This is a genomic window from Psychrobacter sp. I-STPA10 (assembly GCF_021012795.1).
In the GTDB taxonomy this organism is placed as follows: Bacteria; Pseudomonadota; Gammaproteobacteria; order Pseudomonadales; family Moraxellaceae; genus Psychrobacter.
Genome location: NZ_VFYU01000007.1, coordinates 37,766 through 57,474, shown reverse-complemented (window position 1 = coordinate 57,474; position 19,709 = coordinate 37,766). Strand labels below are relative to the sequence as shown.

20 protein-coding genes and 2 riboswitches are annotated in these 19,709 nt (G+C 39.7%); of the genes, 10 read left to right on the top strand and 10 right to left on the bottom strand.

The window, feature by feature from the left end; translation table 11 throughout:
• Positions 1 to 141: 141 nt before the first annotated feature.
• A complete protein-coding gene (locus tag FHK89_RS03525; RefSeq protein ID WP_230656839.1) occupies positions 142 to 1,098 on the bottom strand; it encodes an NAD(P)-dependent oxidoreductase in 957 nt (318 codons plus the stop codon).
• A 398-nt stretch (positions 1,099 to 1,496) separates the two neighbouring features.
• Between FHK89_RS03525 and FHK89_RS03520 the strand changes: the two genes are divergently transcribed.
• The 6 genes from FHK89_RS03520 (at position 1,497) to FHK89_RS03495 (ending at position 9,058) form a co-directional block, all read left to right on the top strand.
• Entirely contained in the window at positions 1,497 to 2,801 is a 1,305-nt protein-coding gene (locus FHK89_RS03520) for an O-succinylhomoserine sulfhydrylase (protein WP_230656837.1), read from the top strand.
• Positions 2,802 to 2,949: 148 nt separating this feature from the next.
• A complete protein-coding gene (locus FHK89_RS03515; RefSeq protein WP_230656830.1) occupies positions 2,950 to 4,383 on the top strand; it encodes a WG repeat-containing protein in 1,434 nt (477 codons plus the stop codon).
• Positions 4,384 to 4,520: 137 nt separating this feature from the next.
• Positions 4,521 to 5,927, top strand: coding sequence for a WG repeat-containing protein (locus FHK89_RS03510; protein WP_230656828.1), 1,407 nt, complete (start codon positions 4,521 to 4,523; stop codon positions 5,925 to 5,927).
• Between the two features lie 190 nt (positions 5,928 to 6,117).
• Complete coding sequence (locus tag FHK89_RS03505; RefSeq protein WP_230656826.1) at positions 6,118 to 6,450, top strand: YbaB/EbfC family nucleoid-associated protein; 333 nt, start codon at positions 6,118 to 6,120, stop codon at positions 6,448 to 6,450.
• 450 nt (positions 6,451 to 6,900) lie between these two features.
• The gene (gene recR, locus FHK89_RS03500) at positions 6,901 to 7,494 is read left to right on the top strand and encodes a recombination mediator RecR (RefSeq protein ID WP_230656824.1); all 594 of its coding nucleotides are present in this window, start codon (positions 6,901 to 6,903) and stop codon (positions 7,492 to 7,494) included.
• A 355-nt stretch (positions 7,495 to 7,849) separates the two neighbouring features.
• Positions 7,850 to 9,058, top strand: a complete 1,209-nt coding sequence (locus FHK89_RS03495; protein ID WP_442966555.1) for a ribonuclease D — start codon at positions 7,850 to 7,852, stop codon at positions 9,056 to 9,058.
• A gap of 64 nt (positions 9,059 to 9,122) precedes the next feature.
• Here the strand turns inward: FHK89_RS03495 and FHK89_RS03490 are convergent, their stop codons facing one another.
• From FHK89_RS03490 to FHK89_RS03480, 3 genes are all read right to left on the bottom strand, one after another.
• The gene (locus FHK89_RS03490) at positions 9,123 to 9,701 is read right to left on the bottom strand and encodes a surface-adhesin E family protein (protein ID WP_230656821.1); all 579 of its coding nucleotides are present in this window, start codon (positions 9,699 to 9,701) and stop codon (positions 9,123 to 9,125) included.
• A 36-nt stretch (positions 9,702 to 9,737) separates the two neighbouring features.
• Complete coding sequence (locus FHK89_RS03485; RefSeq protein ID WP_230656819.1) at positions 9,738 to 10,415, bottom strand: alpha/beta hydrolase; 678 nt, start codon at positions 10,413 to 10,415, stop codon at positions 9,738 to 9,740.
• Between the two features lie 151 nt (positions 10,416 to 10,566).
• Entirely contained in the window at positions 10,567 to 10,776 is a 210-nt protein-coding gene (locus tag FHK89_RS03480) for a hypothetical protein (RefSeq protein ID WP_230656817.1), read from the bottom strand.
• A gap of 134 nt (positions 10,777 to 10,910) precedes the next feature.
• On the opposite strand from FHK89_RS03480, the gene FHK89_RS03475 reads away from it, so the two are divergent.
• Both FHK89_RS03475 and FHK89_RS03470 read left to right on the top strand, forming a co-directional pair.
• Positions 10,911 to 11,231, top strand: coding sequence for a type II toxin-antitoxin system RelE/ParE family toxin (locus FHK89_RS03475; protein WP_230656815.1), 321 nt, complete (start codon positions 10,911 to 10,913; stop codon positions 11,229 to 11,231).
• Positions 11,218 to 11,505, top strand: a complete 288-nt coding sequence (locus FHK89_RS03470; protein ID WP_230656813.1) for an addiction module antidote protein — start codon at positions 11,218 to 11,220, stop codon at positions 11,503 to 11,505. Before FHK89_RS03475 ends, FHK89_RS03470 begins: the two co-directional genes overlap by 14 nt.
• A gap of 94 nt (positions 11,506 to 11,599) precedes the next feature.
• Here FHK89_RS03470 and gcvP read toward each other — a convergent pair whose 3' ends face one another.
• The 6 genes from gcvP to gcvT all read right to left on the bottom strand — a co-directional run bounded on the left by gcvP (position 11,600) and on the right by gcvT (position 17,966).
• Complete coding sequence (gene gcvP / locus FHK89_RS03465; protein WP_230656811.1) at positions 11,600 to 14,491, bottom strand: aminomethyl-transferring glycine dehydrogenase; 2,892 nt, start codon at positions 14,489 to 14,491, stop codon at positions 11,600 to 11,602.
• Positions 14,492 to 14,519: 28 nt separating this feature from the next.
• Complete coding sequence (locus tag FHK89_RS03460) at positions 14,520 to 15,410, bottom strand: nitroreductase family protein (RefSeq protein ID WP_230656809.1); 891 nt, start codon at positions 15,408 to 15,410, stop codon at positions 14,520 to 14,522.
• Positions 15,411 to 15,667: 257 nt separating this feature from the next.
• Positions 15,668 to 16,048, bottom strand: coding sequence for a glycine cleavage system protein GcvH (gene gcvH, locus FHK89_RS03455; protein ID WP_230656806.1), 381 nt, complete (start codon positions 16,046 to 16,048; stop codon positions 15,668 to 15,670).
• Between the two features lie 95 nt (positions 16,049 to 16,143).
• The gene (locus tag FHK89_RS03450; protein WP_230656805.1) at positions 16,144 to 16,536 is read right to left on the bottom strand and encodes a type II toxin-antitoxin system VapC family toxin; all 393 of its coding nucleotides are present in this window, start codon (positions 16,534 to 16,536) and stop codon (positions 16,144 to 16,146) included.
• Positions 16,533 to 16,775, bottom strand: coding sequence for a DUF2281 domain-containing protein (locus tag FHK89_RS03445; RefSeq protein ID WP_230656803.1), 243 nt, complete (start codon positions 16,773 to 16,775; stop codon positions 16,533 to 16,535). Before FHK89_RS03445 ends, FHK89_RS03450 begins: the two co-directional genes overlap by 4 nt.
• 51 nt (positions 16,776 to 16,826) lie before the next feature.
• Positions 16,827 to 17,966 carry a glycine cleavage system aminomethyltransferase GcvT gene (gcvT, locus tag FHK89_RS03440; protein ID WP_230656801.1) on the bottom strand — a complete coding sequence of 380 codons (1,140 nt, stop codon included), beginning with the start codon at positions 17,964 to 17,966 and terminating at the stop codon, positions 16,827 to 16,829.
• Between the two features lie 197 nt (positions 17,967 to 18,163).
• A riboswitch (glycine riboswitch) is annotated at positions 18,164 to 18,313 on the bottom strand.
• A gap of 7 nt (positions 18,314 to 18,320) precedes the next feature.
• Positions 18,321 to 18,423, bottom strand: a riboswitch (glycine riboswitch).
• Positions 18,424 to 18,594: 171 nt separating this feature from the next.
• Here gcvT and FHK89_RS03435 point away from each other — a divergent pair.
• Positions 18,595 to 18,915 (top strand): YcgL domain-containing protein, encoded by a 321-nt coding sequence (locus FHK89_RS03435; RefSeq protein WP_230656799.1) that lies wholly within the window; start codon positions 18,595 to 18,597, stop codon positions 18,913 to 18,915.
• Positions 18,916 to 19,123: 208 nt separating this feature from the next.
• Positions 19,124 to 19,684: a hypothetical protein gene (locus tag FHK89_RS03430; protein ID WP_230656797.1), complete on the top strand. Its 561-nt coding sequence runs from the start codon at positions 19,124 to 19,126 to the stop codon at positions 19,682 to 19,684.
• Positions 19,685 to 19,709 lie beyond the last annotated feature (25 nt).

The window sequence follows — 19,709 nt, the reverse complement described above, 5'->3', positions numbered from 1 at the left end:
AGCATCAAAAATAAATGTAAAAGTCAGCTTTTGCAAAGTGGGTCAACCTTAGCGCATCATAATGGATGAAGTATTTTAAAAAAATTCATGTTTGTTGGCTACGTTTGGCATTATTATATCTAAATCTAAGTCTAGATAACGTTACTCATCTTGCAGGGTGAGGGTTGTCCATGACTCATAAAATTTGGCAAATTCAGAAAAATCAGCACTGCCTATGTCATGCTGCATGCTGGCAGCTCGTATTAGACTGGCGACTTGTGCCATGACAGGTGTGGGTAGTTTTTTTTCAGATTGTAAATCCATGGCGATGCCGCAGTCTTTTGCCATCAAATCAATGGTAAAAGTTTTGGGAAATTGACGGTTAATGATGCGATTTGGAAAGGTGTTTGAGGAAGCCATACTTTGCCCACTTGAATGATTAATACAAGTGAGGGCAGAACTGGGATTGACACCATGTGCTTTTAACACGCTCAAGCCTTCAGCACATGCCCACGCATTGATAGCAAATAGAGTGTTATTGACTGCTTTAACCGCAAAGCCTGCACCTGATGCCCCCACATGTTCAATCAGTCCTGCAAAGCAATCAATGGCAGGGTAAGCATGGTTGAGTGCTTGTGCTTCACCGCCTACCATGACAGTAAGCGTACCTGCTTTTGCCCCTGTGGTTTGCCCTGAGACAGGCGCATCTAAAAAGTAGCAGCCTTGTTGTTGTAGCTTGGTATTTGCTGCTTTTGCTTGTGCAGGCACGCCACTGGTACAATCCACCCAAACGCTACCTGAGTGTATATGAGGCAAGACCTTTGCAATAATGGCATCCACTTCATTGCTGGTTGGCAGGCACGAAAAAATTACATCAGCAGTGGCAGCTTGCTCAAGACTGACCGCTTGTGAACCAAACTCTTTAGCATGTTGTTCGGCTTTGGCTGAAGTACGATTATAAACCATGACCGTATCAAATTTGCCCACCAAATGAGTTGCCATTAAGTAGCCCATTGCTCCAAGTCCAATAAAACTAACACTTTTTATTTCAGTGGATATGGTCTGGGTGATGGAAGATTTGTTGGTGTTTGTATGATGAGTTGGATTTGCTTGGGTCATAAGTACCTCAGTGTAGGCGGTATGGTTGTATTGAGAATATGGAATAAGCATTTTGCTAAAAAGTTGATAAAGTAGGCGTATAATAGATGTTTTGACTTTTAACAAATCACCTTTTTACCCAAAAATTTTATAGTCGATGCAAAATACTACTGTTACGTAAAAGCCGAGTGAAAATGTACCTATAGTACTGTAAGCGAGGCTGCCAACGTAACAGTTTTGTATTGATATTTGTATTGATATTTATATTTATATTGTTTCGACTATATCTTGCTTTGACCTAGCCTAAGTCTAGCATCAGCCTAGCAGTGTTGGGTCACACGCCATGAAGCTATGACATCATAAAACCATGACATACAAAATGATATCCAAAAATTTAGCAAAAATAGAGAGAGTATAGTATGACGCAATCAAGCAATAAAGCAAATGATAACCCGACCAATGCCAGTCGCAATCTAACATCTAGCTCACAGCTTGATGGCAACTGGCAAGATGATGCCCTTGACCTAAACGCAGGCTTTGCTCCGCAAACCATTGCGGTACGAGCAGGGCATCATCGTAGTGATGAAGGTGAGCATAATGAAGCCATCTTTACTACCAGCTCTTATGTTTATGAGTCTGCTGCCGATGCTGCCGACCACTTTAATGGTAGTAGGACAGGTAATGTTTACTCACGTCATACTAATCCCAGCGTGCGCACGTTTGAACGCCGCTTGGCAGCCTTAGAAGGGGGTGAGCGTGCCGTTGCTACTGCCTCTGGCATGGGGGCAATTTTGACCATGTGCTTGGCGTACCTTAAAGCTGGCGACCATTTATTGGCAGCCAAGCAGTTATTTGGCTCATCTATTGGTTTGTTTAATAATTACTTTGTTAAATATGGTGTTGAAGTTACTTATGTGGACTGCTTTGACAATGACGCATGGGCAGAGGCAATACAAGACAATACCAAAGTATTATATTGTGAAAGCCCAAGCAATCCTTTAGGGCAAATCGCTGATTTGCAGTTTTTAAGTGAGCTTGCGCATAAGCACGATGCGTTATTTATCGTTGATAACTGCTTTGCCACCCCAGCCCTACAAAAGCCATTGGATTTTGGTGCAGATATTGTCATTCATTCAGCGACCAAATATATTGATGGGCAGGGACGTGTTTTAGGTGGCGCACTCGTTGGTAATGACGAGCTGATGCAGCAAGCCTTTGTGGTGGTACGCTCAGGCGGTATTAGCATGAGTCCATTTAACGCATGGGTATTTAGCAAAGGTTTAGAGACGCTTAATCTACGTATGCAAGCACATTGCCAAAATGCCAATAAAGTTGCTGAATTTTTAAACAATCACCCCAATGTATCTACCGTACATTTTTCAGGATTGGATAGCCATCCTGCGCATGAATTGGTCAAACGTCAGCATCATAAAGCGGACAGCTTTGGGGCGATTATGAGCTTTGAAGTCGCTGCAAAAGGTGATAAATCAGCAAAACAGGCAGCATGGCATGTGATTGATAGCACCCAGATGGTGTCTATCACCAATAATCTTGGTGATGCCAAAACCACCATTACCCACCCTGCAACCACTACCCATTTTCGCTTGAGTGATGAGGATAGGCTAGCGGCTGGCGTGACTGATGGCTTAATCCGTCTGTCGGTTGGTTTAGAAGATGTCGATGACATCATTGCTGATTTGCAGCGAGGGTTGGATAGCTTGTAATTTGACTGTTTATTAGGGTGACTGGCTAACAAAACAGTTGCCCACTGTGGTGTCTGTGTGTTATTTTTTATCCAAATGTTTTTTATTGTTATCAATCGTTATTAGCTAATGAATCACTAAGATTATCCTAAAATAAAAGGACAAAAAAATGAGCCCTCAGATACCAAGTAAAGCTAAGAGTTACCTTACCCGCACCATGCTGTCGCTCTCAGCGATGCTAACAATGGCAGTTAGCCCATTGGTAATGGCAAATACAGACTTAATGCCATATTGTTTAGGCGGTGAATGTGCTTATTTTGATACATCAGGAAATCAGGTGATAAAGCCGCTTAATTTTGATTCTGTTTATAATTTTACAGATAATGGTTTGGCTGCTGTTTCTAAAGATGGTCAATGGGGTTTTATTGATAAATCAGGAAAGCTAGTTATTCCATTTCAATATGACTATGTTGGGCCTATGGAGTATAGCGTGACAAAAAAAGGCTTTAGTGAAGGTTTGGCTGCTGTTTACAAAGATGGTCAATGGGGTTTTATTGATAAATCAGGAAAGTTAGTTATACCCTATCAGTTTAAATATGCCTATAGTTTCCAAAATGGTGTTGCCAGTGTTTCCAAAGATGATAAATGGGGAGTAATAGATAAAACGGGTAGGACAGTTGTGCCATTTCAGTTTAATTTAGTCTATCCAGTTGTTAATGGTGTTATGTCAGCTCAAAAAAACGATAATTGGGGGCATATGGATAGTACGGGTAAAGAGGTGACACCCATACATTTTAAAGTTGCTGGAGACTTTGGAATTAAAGGTTTTGGTATGGTGCAAAATAAGGCAGATGATAAGTTTGCATTGGTAAATAAATCAGGTGAAATTGTCAAAGCTTTAGCATTTGATATGGTTAAAGGTTTTTCAAGAAATGGTTTGGCAAGAGTAGAAAGAAGTGGTAAATGGGGGTTTATTGACCAATCTGGAAAAGTAGTTATCCCTTTACAATTTGATGAAGAAAAAGCATTTTTAGAAAATGATTTGGCGAGCGTTAAAAAAGATGGACTATATTATATAATTGATGAAGCAGGTAACAAAGTAGTTCCTTTTTCATTGAACGAATATACAGTATATAGTAATAATTTTATTAAAAATGATAATGATGGCACTGTATTTAATAGACAAGGTAATAAAATATTATTTACAAAAACTATATGTAATACCAAGGTATTAACCAATAATAAAGATGCCATACTTTTACCCAAGAAAACTGAACAACAAATATGTAAAGAAGCAGCTAACCGTAAGGTAGCTGAAGAGCAGCAACAAGCTGAACAACGTCGTCAAGCCGAAGAAGCAAAAAAACAAGAAGAACGTAATAGTAGGGAATGTGACCATGTGTATGTAGGAAAGACTTTTCGAGGGCGGCATCTTGTGGGTGGTACGATGTTTTCTAGTGCCTTTGAAACCAGTACTACATTTGTTGTCACAGGCTTCTCAGCTAAAACTGGGCGTGTATCTGTTAAAAATACAGAAACTAACAAATATGGCGAAACTTATTGTTCACAAGTGGGTAGAAATCCATTTATAGCTTCATATTAATCCATTATCTTGCTGAATCTGACTAAGATTGGGTGTATGTTGTTTATACACCCAATTTTTTTAGTTAGAATTATTTGTTTTATATATAAATTTTTAGTTTTATTTAATATATAATTGATATTATAAAGATAATAACAATGACTAAAAAAATCCACCAAAAACTCAAAGCCTATCTCACCCGCACCATTCTATCCATCTCATCATCTCTAGCAATGTTCTTTAGCCCATCATCATTGGCATCGGCATTAACAGATACTGCTATAAAAAAAATAGCAGATGCTGACTTAATTCCTTTTTGTTTAGACAATGAAGGCTGTGCTTATTTTGATATTTTTGGTAATCGAGTGATAACGCTAAGGGGGATTGATAGTGCTTTTAGTTTTAAAAATGGGCTGGCATTAACCAAAAAAAATGGCAAATGGGGATATATTGATAAAACTGGAAAATTTGCGATTCCTGCTCAATTTGAGGCGGCTGGAGAGTTTGCTAACAATGGCTTGGCAAATGTGAGTAAACTTGGTAAATCAGGATATATTAATAAAACAGGCAGATTTATCATTGCACCTATATTTGATGTTACGTTGCCTTTTGATGATGACAATCTGGCAAGAGTGGAGCAAGATAATAAAAAAGGAATGATTAATCAACGTGGTCAGTGGGTTATTAAGCCACAGTTTGATTATATTGGTGATTTTGCCAGTAATGGATTGGCAGTGATTAGAAAAGATGATAAATATGGTTTTATAGATAAAAATGGAGAAATAAAAGTCTATCCAATATATGAAGATGCGGGTAACTTCACTGTCAGCAATGTCACAGCCAGCAACTTTATAGATAATAGCTTAGCCAAAGTACAACAATCTGGCAAGTATGGCTATATCAACGCATCAGGAAAGGTCATTATTGATTTTGAGTTTGATTATGCAGGTGATTTTTCAGCACAAGCGTTGGCTTATGTTAAGAAAAATAATAAGTTTGGTTTTATTAATCAAAGAGGAGAAATTGTTATTCCTCTCAATTTTGATAGTGCAGATGATTTTGATAAAAATGGCTTGGCTATTGTCACATTAAATAATAAAGATGGTTTGATTGATAATACAGGAAAGATAGTTTTACCTTTACAGTATGATATTGCAATGCCTTTTTTAAATGATGATTTGTTAAAAGTTGAAAAAAATGCAAAGACAGGCATTATCAATAAGCAAGGGCAAATCATCATACCATTTGAGTTTGATGAGATATTTACTTTTTATGATGATAAACTGCTCAAAGTAGAAAATGATGGCAAAACTGCAATTATAGATATGTCAGGAAAGATAATCATTCCTTTCATTGATGGCTCAGTATTTTTTGATGAGTATCACCAGATAATTAAGCAGTTTAATGATGATTGTCAGTTAGATGCCATAGTGAATAAACAAGGTGAAAAAATTATTTTTACCAAAATTATCTGTAACAAAAAAGTGGTGGTCAATGCCAAAGGGGAGATTGTCATTCCTGATACTACGATAGACGCGCTTTGCCAGACTCAAAACCAAAATTAATTAATAAAAGTTAAATAACAAAAGCTAAATAACCATAGATGGTTTAATGCAGTCTAACTAACTCATTCAGTACGCTTTAAACACAAGTTGCACATACAAGTAAGGTTTACAATTGGCTTTTATAGGCAGTTTTTCGTTATAATAGCCATCAATCTTAAGATTATCTTTTATTATAAAACCAGAGGATACTATGAATATTCAAGCCTTGATGCAACAAGCGCAAACCATGCAAAAGCAAGTTGAGCAGAATGTCGAAAAAGCCAAAAAAGAGCTTGCTACTAAAGAAGTACAGGCAGAAGCGGGCAGCGGCTTGGTAAAAGTGACCATGACGGGTCGCCATGTGGTCAAGCGTTTGAGCATTGACCCAAGTTTATTGGAAGAAGAACCCGATATGATTGAAGACTTAATCGCTGCTGCCGTTAATGATGCGGTACGTCAAGCTGATGAGTTATCAGAAGCGACCATGACCAAAGCCACCAGCGGTATGGGCTTGCCACCAGGAATGCAAGGTTTATTTAGCTAAATCTATCATATTAGGCAGCCTGATAGCTTAAAAGCTATAACCTAAAAAAAGCGAAAAGAAAAGCTAAAAGAAAGAAAAGGAGGGTAGGGTTGTTATTGATACAAATCTGCCCTTTTTTGTGTCATTTTTCGTTTTATTTTTGATGGTGTTTCAAAAAGTATGCTGTGGATATTTTTAATAAATTACCATAGCCTCAGCCCTCCCCCTAGCCCCCTCCTTGTAGGAATTTCTATTTAAAGAAATTCCCTTGCGAGGCTAAAATTGCAATGCAATTTTTTAACGCCTCTCAGGGAGGGGGAATAGTTCCCTCCCCCTTGGAGGAGGGTTAGAGAGCGGGTAGCATACTTTTTAGAACCCATTCTATTTTTTATTTACTGTGTCAGTATTGCATATCATGTCTTGATTTATCATGTAATTCTTCTATATTAACGATTGTTTGAAGGAAGTCTATTGTTAACCCCAAAGTTTGATAATCTGGTCAAGCAGTTGCGCGTACTGCCCGGTGTCGGGCAAAAAACTGCCCAGCGTATGGCACTGCATCTGCTATCACAAAAACGCCCTCAAGGTATTGCTTTGGCACAAGCACTGGATATGGCGATGCATGATATTATCGAATGTCAGCAGTGTCATAGTTTTAGTGATGACAAGGTATGCCCAATTTGTCAAGACCCACGCCGAGATGACAGCATATTGTGCGTGGTAGAAACCGCTGCTGATGTGATGGCAGTTGAGCAAACTGCTGGTTTTCGAGGGCGTTATTTTGTGTTAGGTGGACATTTATCCCCACTTGATGGCATTAATGCGGATGATTTGCACATTGAGCAGCTTATTTATCGTCTAAAGCAAGAGCCAATAGAAGAGCTTATCTTGGCGACAGGTACGACAGTCGAAGGACAGACGACGGCGCATTTTATCAGTGAGGCGGCAAAAAACCATGTCAATAAAATCACGCGTATCGCTCAGGGTATCCCAATGGGAGGGGAGCTTGAATATCTTGATAGCATGACATTGACACAAGCATTACAAAATCGTAGTTTTTTATAGTATCGTTTTTTATATTATCAATGAAGCAGGTAGTTTTAGTTAAATGTCTTTATTTAATGAACTTTACTTGCTATTGACAACGGTGGGGATAGTTTTTATAGTCAAATCACACTAGAACGATTATCAATATAAAGGAATTAATTTGATGGTTTTAGTGATATGGAATTGACTCTATTTAAAAAGGAACTTATTTGTGTCTACTGCTCCAAATGTACCATCAAAACCCCCCGCTAGTCATAGTACGGCGGCTCCTAAAGAGCCTACGCCGCCAAACAACTCAATAGCAAAACCAACAGAAGATTCAGTAGAAAAACTGGTGCACAAAGTCGCTGTTATTGATAACCCACATAGACCAATTAATGCTAAGCAAATCCACGCCACATTACAAAAGGCAGCCACTTTGCCTGTATATTGGGTGCGTAGCTTTGATGACTTGGAAAACTGTCTAGATGTGCTAGAAACATGCGAGCGCATTGCTTTGGATACCGAGTTTATCAAACGGGATACCTATTATCCTAAGTTGGCACTGGTACAAATTAATACAGGTGATGCTATCTATCTGATTGATGCTCCCAAGCTTGATTTGAGTGAGTTTTGGGTGGTATTAGAAGAGATGCCATTAATGGTATGGCATGCCTGTGGTGAAGATTTAGGCATCTTTTATTTGTTGTCAAAGTGTGAAGCATTAACGAATGTGTTTGATACCCAAATTGCGCTGTCTTATCTGACAGGGCAGCTACAAATGGGCTATCAGCAAGCATTAGCAGAACAGCTAGCAATTAAGGTCGATAAAGGTGAGAGTCAGTCAGACTGGTTGGCTCGTCCTTTGACGTATGAGCAAGAGCAGTATGCCATTGATGATGTACGCTACCTGTTGGCATTACATGATATTTTGCAGCAGCAGCTTGAGCAGCAAGGCTTGTTATCCAAAGTGATTGAGGATTGTCAGTTGTATGCTAAAGAGTTGTATGACAGCGCAAATATTGAAGATGATGCAACCTATCTGGCAATGGCAGATTATCGTTATACAACGCAGCAGCTTGCTGTGCTGCAAGCAGTGTCCGCATGGCGAGAGGCATTGGCTCGGGCAACCAATCAACCCAAAACTTTTATTCTAAAAAAACAAGCAGTACGTGATATTGTGGTAGAGATGCCGCTGAATATGAAACAGCTTGCACACAAAACTTCAATGTATCGCAGTATGTTGCGCTTATATGGTGAAGAGCTACTTACCATCGTGAACGATGCTAGACAGTTGAGTGCCGCTGAACAACCTGCCCGAATTACGCCACCTTATCGCTCCAAAAATAAGATTTTATGTAAAGCAGTTGAACAGGCGACTAAAGCCTATGAGCAGCAAATAGGTGTCCCCGCTAATGTATTACTGCGTAAAAAGTGGCTGAGCCAGTTGTATGAAGTGGTCGCTTATGAGCTGCCACTTGAACATCTACCCGAAGGACTGCAAGGGTGGCGACGAGAGTGGGTGGTCAATACCTTAATACCAGTCATTGAGCAGCATAAAGAAGAGTTAAAAATGGGTATGGGACTGTTAGATAATGGCTAGATAACAGCTAGGTAATACTCAGTCTTAGTTTATTATCGCTTATTTGAATCTAATTTTTTTAAACTCACGAAGTTTGTGCATCAGTTGTGGTAACTGTGGTTAACCTATCTTCTATACTTAAATCCTTTAAATAGCAGGCAGTGTCAGCACTATAGTAAGCAGCAGTATTTGGCGTAATCAGTTTAGCTGCTGTTGGTGTTGCGTTAGTATTCATATAGCGTTTTTTGTCATTATCTAGAGTGTAGCTGGCATTGAGTATTTGATAGGTATGATTTTTACAGTCCACCAATAGATGAGTTAATGCGCTTTTTATTGGAGCATCAAATTTAAACATCAGCTCATCATTAATTGATGCATCGATGGGCATTCCTTGTTTTAATTCTATTTTTTCCCAATAGTCTACTTTAGTGTTTTTCTTATCGTTTTTTTTGTTTTCTAAGTTTATGTTGGATATATCGACAGATATGTCGGACTTATCACTTGCAAAGGCAAGTAGCCAAAGGGGCATTAATTTTGGCTCATTAGCTTGTACAACATGAATTTGAAAGTTGCGATAAGATGAAAATGCAACAAAGATAGTGGAAAAAAGACCAATGAGCATATATCTTTTATTAAGCTTATCTTTTTGAGATGGGTGATTCATAAAACCCTGTATTTTTACGGTTGTATTATTAAAAAACTAAAAAGTCGCCTCTTTATCAAATCTGCCATGATTTAAAAAATAAATCGTCTGCTGTGCCACTTCTTTATCCATCAGCATACCAGTGTGTGATACAGGCAAAATTAAGTGGTCAGTGGCATTGGGCAGGCGAGTTTCATATAAAAATACGCTGCCATCGTGCTGGCGTTTGTCTTCATCAAGCAGTTGCCGCTTGACATAATCTTGCAAAAAAAACTGCCCCACACCTCGTGGTTTATTACCTGCAATTACCCCCAAACATACTTCATCAGCAAGTACAGGTGTGTCACCATTTAATGCCCCTGTATAGGCTTGTCTAACCAAAGGAGAGAATAGCCGCTTAACATAGTCAGCCGATACACTGCCTGTATGCGGTGTGCCAAGAGTGACACAACGCCCAATCTGCCACTGTGGATAGCGAGATAAAAAGTCTCGAATCACCAAACCACCCAAACTATGCCCCACTAAGTTAATGGGGTCACGAGGGTGATGGTGTTGGCTAAGCCAGTTGTTAAGTGATTGGCTATGGGTATTTATGGAGTTTTTTAGACTGTAGTAACGGTGGCAATGGGTATCAAATCCTGCTTGTTGCAAGCGTTTTGCCAATGGTCGCATCACCCATGTGGTTTGGTGTAGACCGTGTAGTAAGATGGTTTTGGTGGGTTGAGAGTTTGTCATTTGTCTTATACATTTTAGTATGTTGGGAGTTGCTAATTATTAGCAAAATATTGACAGTTATTATATTGTCAATCTGTTACCCAATCCTCAACCTTTAAGCCAATTATTCGCTGAAATTCAAGAATATTATGAGTAACCAATAACATATAGGTCATAATGATTCTCTATCTTGCATAGGTAAATCATTTCTATTTTCTAGGTTTTTAATAAAATCTTTATCAAATTCAGAAAGTATCACCAATAACTGCTGACCTCGTGTCAAAATATTTTTATTTTCATTAATGGGTAAGGGTTGTAGTAATAATTTAGCATGAGTTGTTTTGGTGATTTTGACATTATCTATCTCTTTTTTTTGTCCCATAATTATTTATATTCCTATTTTTGGTAGATAAAGAGATGATATATCAATGCTGATGGCGTTAGCAATTTAGTCATAAAAAACTTGCTTGAATGTAGCCTATAGGCTACTATGAAGGTAGATATTAAGGGTTATTTATGACTTTAGAAATTGAAACGACAGAATATTTTGATAAATGGTTGTCGAAACTGAAAAATACTCAAGCGGTTAGATTAATAGCATTACGGTTGTTACGTTTACAGCAAGGACATTTTGGTGATGCGAAATCTATCGGTGCTGGGGTGAGTGAGCTAAAAATTAATACAGGTGCAGGTTATCGTATTTACTATACAATGAAAGGTGAAAAATTGGTGCTTTTATTGATAGGAGGTGATAAATCATCACAGAGCAGAGATATAGAAAAAGCCCAAAAGCTATTGCAAGAATATGAAAAGGAAGGCGATGATGAAAACGACTAAATTTAACCCTTTTAACTACATCACTAACGAGACTGAAATTCAGATATTTTTAAATGATTGTTTGCATGATGATGATCCACAAACTTTTATCAATGCTTTAGGGTATTTGGTGGATAAAAAGGGGGTGTCAGATGTGGCTAAATTAACTGGGCTAAATCGTGAAAGCCTTTATAAAACCATGAATGGTCAAACTAAGCCGACATGGGATACAGTTTATCGTTTAATGCAAGCCTTAAAGGTTGATTTGTCTGTTAGTTTATTAGAGCCAGTATAGGATTTGATTTTAGTGAAACACTAAGATAAAAAAGACACCTTTATGGTGTCTTTTTTATTAAAGCAAACATTTCAAAGTAAGAATATTTTAAATTCTACTCATAATTATCAATACTAGGGCAACTACACATCAAGTTTTTATCACCATAAACATCATCAATACGCCCAACCGATGACCAGAATTTATGCTGACGCACATACTCTAATGGGAAACTTGCCTCATCACGACTATAAGGGTGTGACCACTCCTCGCTAGCAATCACAAATGCAGTATGTGGTGCATTGACCAATGGGTTGTCCTCAAGTGTCCAACCGTCCTCACCTTTTTGCACCTTTAATGCCTCTTGCTTGATTTGTTTCAGGGCAGAGATAAAGCGGTCAAGCTCTTCTTTTGACTCACTTTCGGTCGGTTCAATCATCAAGGTACCTGCCACAGGGAAACTCATGGTTGGAGCATGGAAACCATAATCCATCAAGCGTTTGGCGATATCACTTTCGCTAATGCCGGTTTGCTCTTTAAGTGGGCGAATGTCGATGATACATTCATGAGCCACCCGACCATTTTTACCCGTATAAAGCACAGGGTAGTCATCTTTAAGCTGGCTGGCGATATAGTTGGCGTTTAGCAGTGCCAATTTGGTCGCCTCAAGCAAGCCGTCACGTCCCATCATGGTGATATACATATAGGAGATGGGCAGAATGCTTGCCGAGCCATACGGAGCAGAGGATACAGCGGTGCAGTCATTTTGAGCATTATGCACAGGGCTAACACTATGGTTTGCCATAAATGGGGCAAGGTGCGACTTCATGCCGATAGGTCCCATACCCGGGCCACCGCCACCGTGTGGGATACAGAAAGTTTTGTGCAGGTTCATATGTAGCACGTCCGCACCAACGTCGGCAGGTTGCATGATACCGACTTGAGCGTTCATATTTGCCCCGTCCATATACACTTGTCCGCCATGTTGGTGGATTAGGTCGCAAATATCACGGATACCTTCTTCAAACACGCCATGTGTTGATGGGTAGGTAATCATTAACGCCCCTAATTGCTCGCTATGTTCTTCACATTTGGCGGTTAGGTCGTCCAAGTCCACATTACCATTGTCATCAGTATTGACCACCACCACTTTCATGCCCATCATTTGCGCGGTGGCAGGGTTGGTGCCGTGTGCAGAACGTGGGATTAAGCAAATATTACGCTCATTTTGCCCAAGCGATTCATGATAACGGCGAATGGCAAGCAAGCCTGCATATTCCCCAGATGCCCCAGAGTTGGGTTGCATAGAAATCTCATCAAAGCCAGTAATGGCTTTTAGTTGCTCTTGCAAGCCGTCAATCATGGCGATATAGCCTTTTACCTGTTCACGAGGGGCAAAGGGGTGCACATTGGCAAACTCATTCCAAGTAATTGGCAACATTTCACTGGTAGCGTTTAATTTCATGGTACAGCTACCCAATGAAATCATGCTACGGTTCATCGCCAAGTCTTTGTCTTCAAGCGATTTAAGGTAGCGGAGCATTTCATGTTCGGTATGATGAGAGTTAAACACAGGGTGGGTTAAAATTTCGTCTTTGCGTAATAACTCATCTGCCAATGTGGTGCTTGCTTGCTCAGGTAGGCTATGCGATTTATTAACAAACAGTTGTGTTAGGATTTCAAAATCGGTTTGGTCGCTGGTTTCGCTAAAGGCGATTGCTAATTTGTCCGAACCAATTCGCCATAAGTTATAGCCCACATTTTCGGCATTTTCAAAGATTTGTGTTGCCAGTTTTTCACTGCCACAATCCACCAAAACGGTATCAAAAAACTGCTGATGAACCACGTTTAAAGGTGCATCTGCATTGTTAATCACCTCAGCAAAAGCACTGGCTAAGGCATGGATACGGTTGGCAATACGTTTTAGCCCAACAGGTCCATGATACACGGCATACATACCGGCTAAGTTTGCCAATAATACTTGTGACGTACAGATGTTAGAATTGGCTTTTTCACGGCGGATATGTTGCTCACGAGTTTGTAGCGCCATGCGTAGGGCAGTGTTACCCTGAGCGTCTTTGGATACGCCGATAATACGACCGGGGGCAGAGCGTTTGGCTTTGTCAGTAAAGGCAAAATAAGCGGCGTGTGGGCCACCAAAGCCCATTGGGATACCAAAACGCTGAGTGCTACCAAGTGCTACATCAGCCCCCATATCGGCAGGGGATTTTAGCAATACAAGGCTCATGATATCGCTGGCAACGATGGCATAAGTTTTGTTTTCTTTTACCGCAGTGATGATGTCAGTTAAATCAACCACATCACCTTCACGTCCAACATATTGGAACAATGCCCCAAAATAGTCGCCTGATTTGGCGGTTTCAAAATCACCAACCACCACGTCCCAACCAAAATATTTGGCACGGGTTTTAATCACATCTAGGGTTTGTGGATAGACGCGTTCATCCACAAAAAACTGATTGGATTTGCTTTTGCTGACTCGTTTTGCCATTGCCATTGCCTCGGCAGCGGCGGTAGCTTCATCAAGTAGTGATGCTCCTGCCAACTCAAGCCCAGTTAAATCAATACACACTTGTTGAAAGTTTAACAATGCTTCAAGGCGACCTTGTGAGATTTCTGCTTGATATGGGGTATAAGCGGTGTACCAGCTTGGATTTTCTAATACGTTACGTTGAATGACCGCAGGCATACGCACAGGTGAATAGCCTTGTCCGATATAGCTTTTATTAACAGTGATGTCATCTGCCATCGCCCGTAATTTTGCTAACGCATGGTGTTCACTGATGGCGGCTGGTAAATCAAGGGCTTTGTTTAGACGTACAGGGGCAGGCACAGTGGCGTCAATAAAGCTATCCATATCTTCATAACCCACCGCTTTTAGCAGTTCGGCTTGCTCGGTGGCATTTGAGCCTAAATGACGATGGATAAATTCACCTTCGTTAAAAAGGTCTTGGAAACTATCAAAAGTGTGTTGCTGTTTTTGCATAAAAATTCCTAGTTAGGTGGGGTTAATACTAAACTCGCTTAACAAACTGGCTTTGAGCAAAACGAAACTGCTCATGATAAATACCTTTTTCGGCACGTTCCCCAGCAGCAATCATCATCACAATATGGTGATTATCGCTAAGTTTGAGTAATTTTTTCATCGCAGGCTCATCAAATCCACCCATCGCACAGCTATCAAAACCGTACGCTCGCAGTGCTAGCATTAAATTTTCAGCAGCAAGAGAGGCGTTAATGCTTGCCCAGTTTTTAACATCATCAGCATCATAATAAGGCGATTTAATAGGACCTTTAAACTGTCTAAATCCTTGAATGAGTCCCCATTTTGCTACTGACAACACATTGGCAGGGCCTCGTAAAAAGTCGATAGTCACTGCTTGGTTATAATAGGCTTTGACCTTTTTTGGTACGGGTCGTTTGGGGTATTCACGCAAAATTTGCTGGGCGTGTTTGTGCCAAGTATCGGTACGAGCGACTACTGCAATCAATCTAGCAGCCGTTCTAGCAGCATTTTGGTTCATACAAATCTTGTTGGCTTGTTGACGCATGGTTGCTGAGTCAATGATATAAAACTCCCACGGTTGCAGGTTGCTAGAGTTAGGGGCAAGCATGGCAAGGCGTAAGCAGTCATCTAGCACTTCATCAGAGATGGGGGTATCGGTAAAACGACGCACCGAACGCCGAGATTCCACCACTTGCTTAAATGCGTCAAGCTGTGGGGTGTGATTGGGTGTGGCAAAATCAATGTTATTATCATTATTATTAGCACTGTTACTCTTGCTATCAGAGTTTTGAGAAGGTTGGCTGTTGTTTGTGGAATTACTATCAGAAGATTGATTTTCTTTAAGAGTTTGTGAGGCAGTATTTGAAGTGTCTGGAGTATTTGCGATCTGATCACTCATAAATAATTCCTATGTTTCATGGTAGTTTTTATACTGTAGCTATTTTTATAAATTGTCACAGCTTTTCGCTCTCCCCCTAGCCCCTCTCAGTATGAGGGGAAACAGTTCCCTCCACCTTTGGGGGAGGGTTAAGGAGGGGGATATTTCATAATAAAAACTTAAAGAAAATAAATATCTGCTTTAGGGGTAAGGGTTAGGCATAAAAACAGATATATTTCTATGCCTAATAAAAATCTAAAAAAGTTAGCGAATAACTATTACAGCTCGTTTTGATACTCTTCAGCCGTCAATAAGCTCTCATAATCATCAATATTGTCAGGCTTGATTTTAAAGAACCAGCCATCGCCATAAGGGTCAGAGTTGATAATCTCTGGCTCATCTTCTAGTGATTCATTGATGGCGACAATTTCACCAGTAATCGGGGCATAAACGTCTGAGGCGGCTTTGACTGACTCAACAACAGCGACTTCATCATCAGCGGCAACGGTAGCGCCTACTTCAGGTAATTCAACGAATACGATGTCTCCCAATAAATCTTGGGCATGTTCGGTGATACCAACGGTAATTGTACCGTCGTCTTCTAGGCGTAACCACTCGTGGCTGGCAACGTATTTTAATTCGGCTGGGATATGGCTCATGGAACTCTCCTAATAAAAACATAAGGGTTAAATGGCTATAGTAGCCATTTCATTGGCTAAAAATCAATGGTTAGTTTTGCATTATCTATGGCTTGCTAGTGTTGCACTAACAATGCCACCTCAGGGTGTTTGGCAAGTTTTTTATCAAATGTCCATAATTGATAATGGTTACTTTGGCAGTTTGATAAAATTAAATAGTCAGGAAAATCAGCATTTCCAGTTTTATATTTTTGCAAAGCAGATAAAAACTGAGCTCTATTTGCAAGCATATAATTTGAGTGATTTGCCATACTTTCTAATATCAATAAAATTTCTGCTTTTGATATTTTATAAGCTCGTTTTAATACCCAAACTAACTCCACTTGTACCACTTGAGAAATATAAACTACTTTAGCGGATTTCACTAATTCACGAACTAAATTAGATTGATTATTACTGGGTTCGTTGACAAATAAACGCACCAAAACATTGGTATCTAAAGCAATCAAAGTCTGCCACCTTCTTCTTCAATGGCTTGTTGTATATCCTCTAAGGATACATTGTGGTTAACGGTTACCAAGCCAAAGCTACTTTCTATACCTTGTATATCATTATCATCACTGACATTGATAGTTTGTGTTGGATAGGTTTTTTGTTTATTTGCCAAAAATTCTGCAAACTCAACGACTTGCTGTTGAGCATTTTTAGGCAAATTATTAATTAGCTTAATTTCGTCATCAGCAAGCATAAATTACCTCGTTAAGTTGTAATAGAACTGGTATCTAATTATTAGATAAAATTAATCAAATTGCTTTTTACCATTTCTGACAAATGGCATTTTAATCACACGTACATCAACAAATTTACCTTTACCACGCAAATCCACTTGTACCGTATCGCTATCAACGCTGGCAGGAATACGCGCAATGGCGATGGATTGTTTTAGACTCGGTGAGAAGGTGCCACTGGTGATAACGCCTTCTTGAGAGTTATCTGTACCTTGGTTAATGGTGACTTTCATTCCCTCACGTAATACACCTTTTGACTCAAGCAATAAACCAACTTGCTTCATTGCTGTGCCATTTTCTTTTGCTTGTTTGCGTTTGCTCACCAGTGCGTCACGACCGACAAAATCTCTATCGTCTTTTAGAGCGAGTGTCCACGCCATACCACACTCATAAGGACTGATACTCTCGTCCATATCATGTCCATAAAGGTTCATGCCCGCTTCCATACGCAAGGTATCTCTTGCACCAAGTCCGCAAGGTTTCACGCCATTGTCTTGTAAAAGATTAAAAAATTCGATGGCATTGTCTTTATGCAAAATCACTTCCACACCATCTTCGCCAGTATAGCCAGTCCGAGCAACAAACCAATCTTGCCCTTCAACGTCAGTCAAATCATAACCCACAAATGGTTTAAGATTATCCAAAACGTCTGTCCAGTTTGGCTTGGCTTGTTTTAGTTTTGCAATGGCGTTAGGACCTTGTATTGCTAGCATACCCAACTCTGGGCGTTCGGTTAAGGTAACATCAAAGTCTTTTGCGACTTTTTCAAATTGTGCCAAATCTTTATCACGAGTTGCGGCATTGGATACAATACGATATTGAGTTTCTTCCTCATTCATACGATAAGTAATCAAATCGTCAATCACCCCGCCTTCGTCATTAAGCATCGCGGTGTATAAGGCTTTGCCAACGCTGCTGAGTTTTGCCACATCATTGGCAAGCAGTTTTTGTAACCATGCTTTTGCATCACTGCCTTCAATATCAGTTACCACCATGTGGGAGACATCAAACATACCTGCGTCAGTGCGGACAGCTTCATGTTCCTCAATCTGTGAGCCATAATGAATGGGCAACTCCCACCCTGAAAAATTGACAATTTTGCCACCTGCATCTAGGTGAGCTTGATAAAAAGGGGTGCGTTGTAGGGTCATAATCAAAGTCCTTTGTTGTTAATAAGAAATATATTGCCAATTTTTCCTAAAACCTTTTTTCTTTTAATTAAAAAGAAAAGGTTTAATAACCAGTTCCTCCCCTTATTGTAGGTGGAGGCTTGGAGGGGGTGGCATAAAAAAGGGCAAATAAAACCAACATCACCATACCATCAAAAATGGCTAGTCTGTTGCTTTTATTTGCCCTATCTGTCCTGAAACCTGAGATTTTCAATAACTTAAATCAAGTCTAAGCAATAAAAGCTGATCAAATTAAGTTATCTTTGCCCCTTCGGTGGGTGTCTTATTGTTAATTAATATGGTGGACACCACTCTCCAGATTTTTCACTATGAATAATGAGTCTTTCAGTCCATTTACCTGAGCGATTGGCAGGGTAGATGCGCCTTCGGTGGTCAGTTATCATTATGTTTAAACCTGACACTCTCCTGAGAGACGCATTTATTATGAAAGGTAATCGGGTAATTTACAAGCGCAATTTACAGGGCAGTTTACAAGGAAAGTTTACCCACATGATTCTTTGATATCCAAAGTTACTAGATACCCTTATAATAGACAGTTTAATATTGACGTTTTTGATGTTGATAAGGTTAAGAAATAAAAGGAAGTGTGATGCACTGTGATATTTATAAATTCCCCAAACATGATGAGATGTATGTTTATATTGCCCGTCCAGATTATCCTGACGATACTGAAGCGTTAAAAGATTGGCTTGGAGTATTGCCTAAAGAGTTGCGCCAAAGCTTAGGTGAGGGTAAGTTTGTGATGCATTTAGATTTAGCAGAAACACCAAAGCTTGCCCGAGTGGATAAACAAGAGGTGTTAGATAAACTATCTTTACAAGGCTATTTTGTACAAACGCCGCCACAAGATGTACTAAGACGTCAAGCCGAGTTACGTGCCAAAGAAGCACAAGATAAAAAGTATGACTAAATCAGTTGGTTTGTGGTATCAGTTATCAAGTAACCATTATTTACTAAGTATATCAAGTATCAGAAGTAAGGGATAAGCCAGACTACGCATTTTGATGTCATCGTGATAAAATGCTGTCTGCAAAGATAAAAAGTTAAGGTAGTTTCATGCTTATGGCTGTTTAGGCTACCAGTGATTTTTATCATTATTTTATTTGACAGAGTGTCGCATGGATTGGTTAGATAACATCATACAAATATTACCACTGGAAACCATCAGTGAATACTTAAGTGACTTAATTATTTGGTGGAGTCATTTTGTGGCTGATGTGCCACCTGAGCAGTTACCATTGTATGCGTATGTTGGTTTTTCGGTAGTGGTATTGTTATTATGGTTGTTGGTTGCTCGTATGTTGCCACGTCCATTGGGTGGTATGAGCTGGCTAGCATTATGTGCGGTGCTACTCACGCCCAGTATGGCTTTGGGTGATGCAGGAGAAATTGCACCTGCCAGTATTGGAGTGGTTTATGGGGTGTTAATGAAGGACACTGCAGCTGCTTTAGCACATTTGCTGCCAATATTAGTGGTGTTTTCAGTTGGTTTGTTTTTAGGGTTTATCTGGAGCTTGATTCGTGGTTTGGTTGTATCTAACCTTAATAAAGCACGTCAACAAGCAGCAAAAGATGAGCGCGCGCAAATGCAGTTGAGCACAGGTAACTATATAGATCCCACTGCTGACCATATTTTAGAAGATGCAGAGCAGTCTTTGACTAAAAAACCAAAAAAATAGAAATAGCATCATATTTATGATGCAT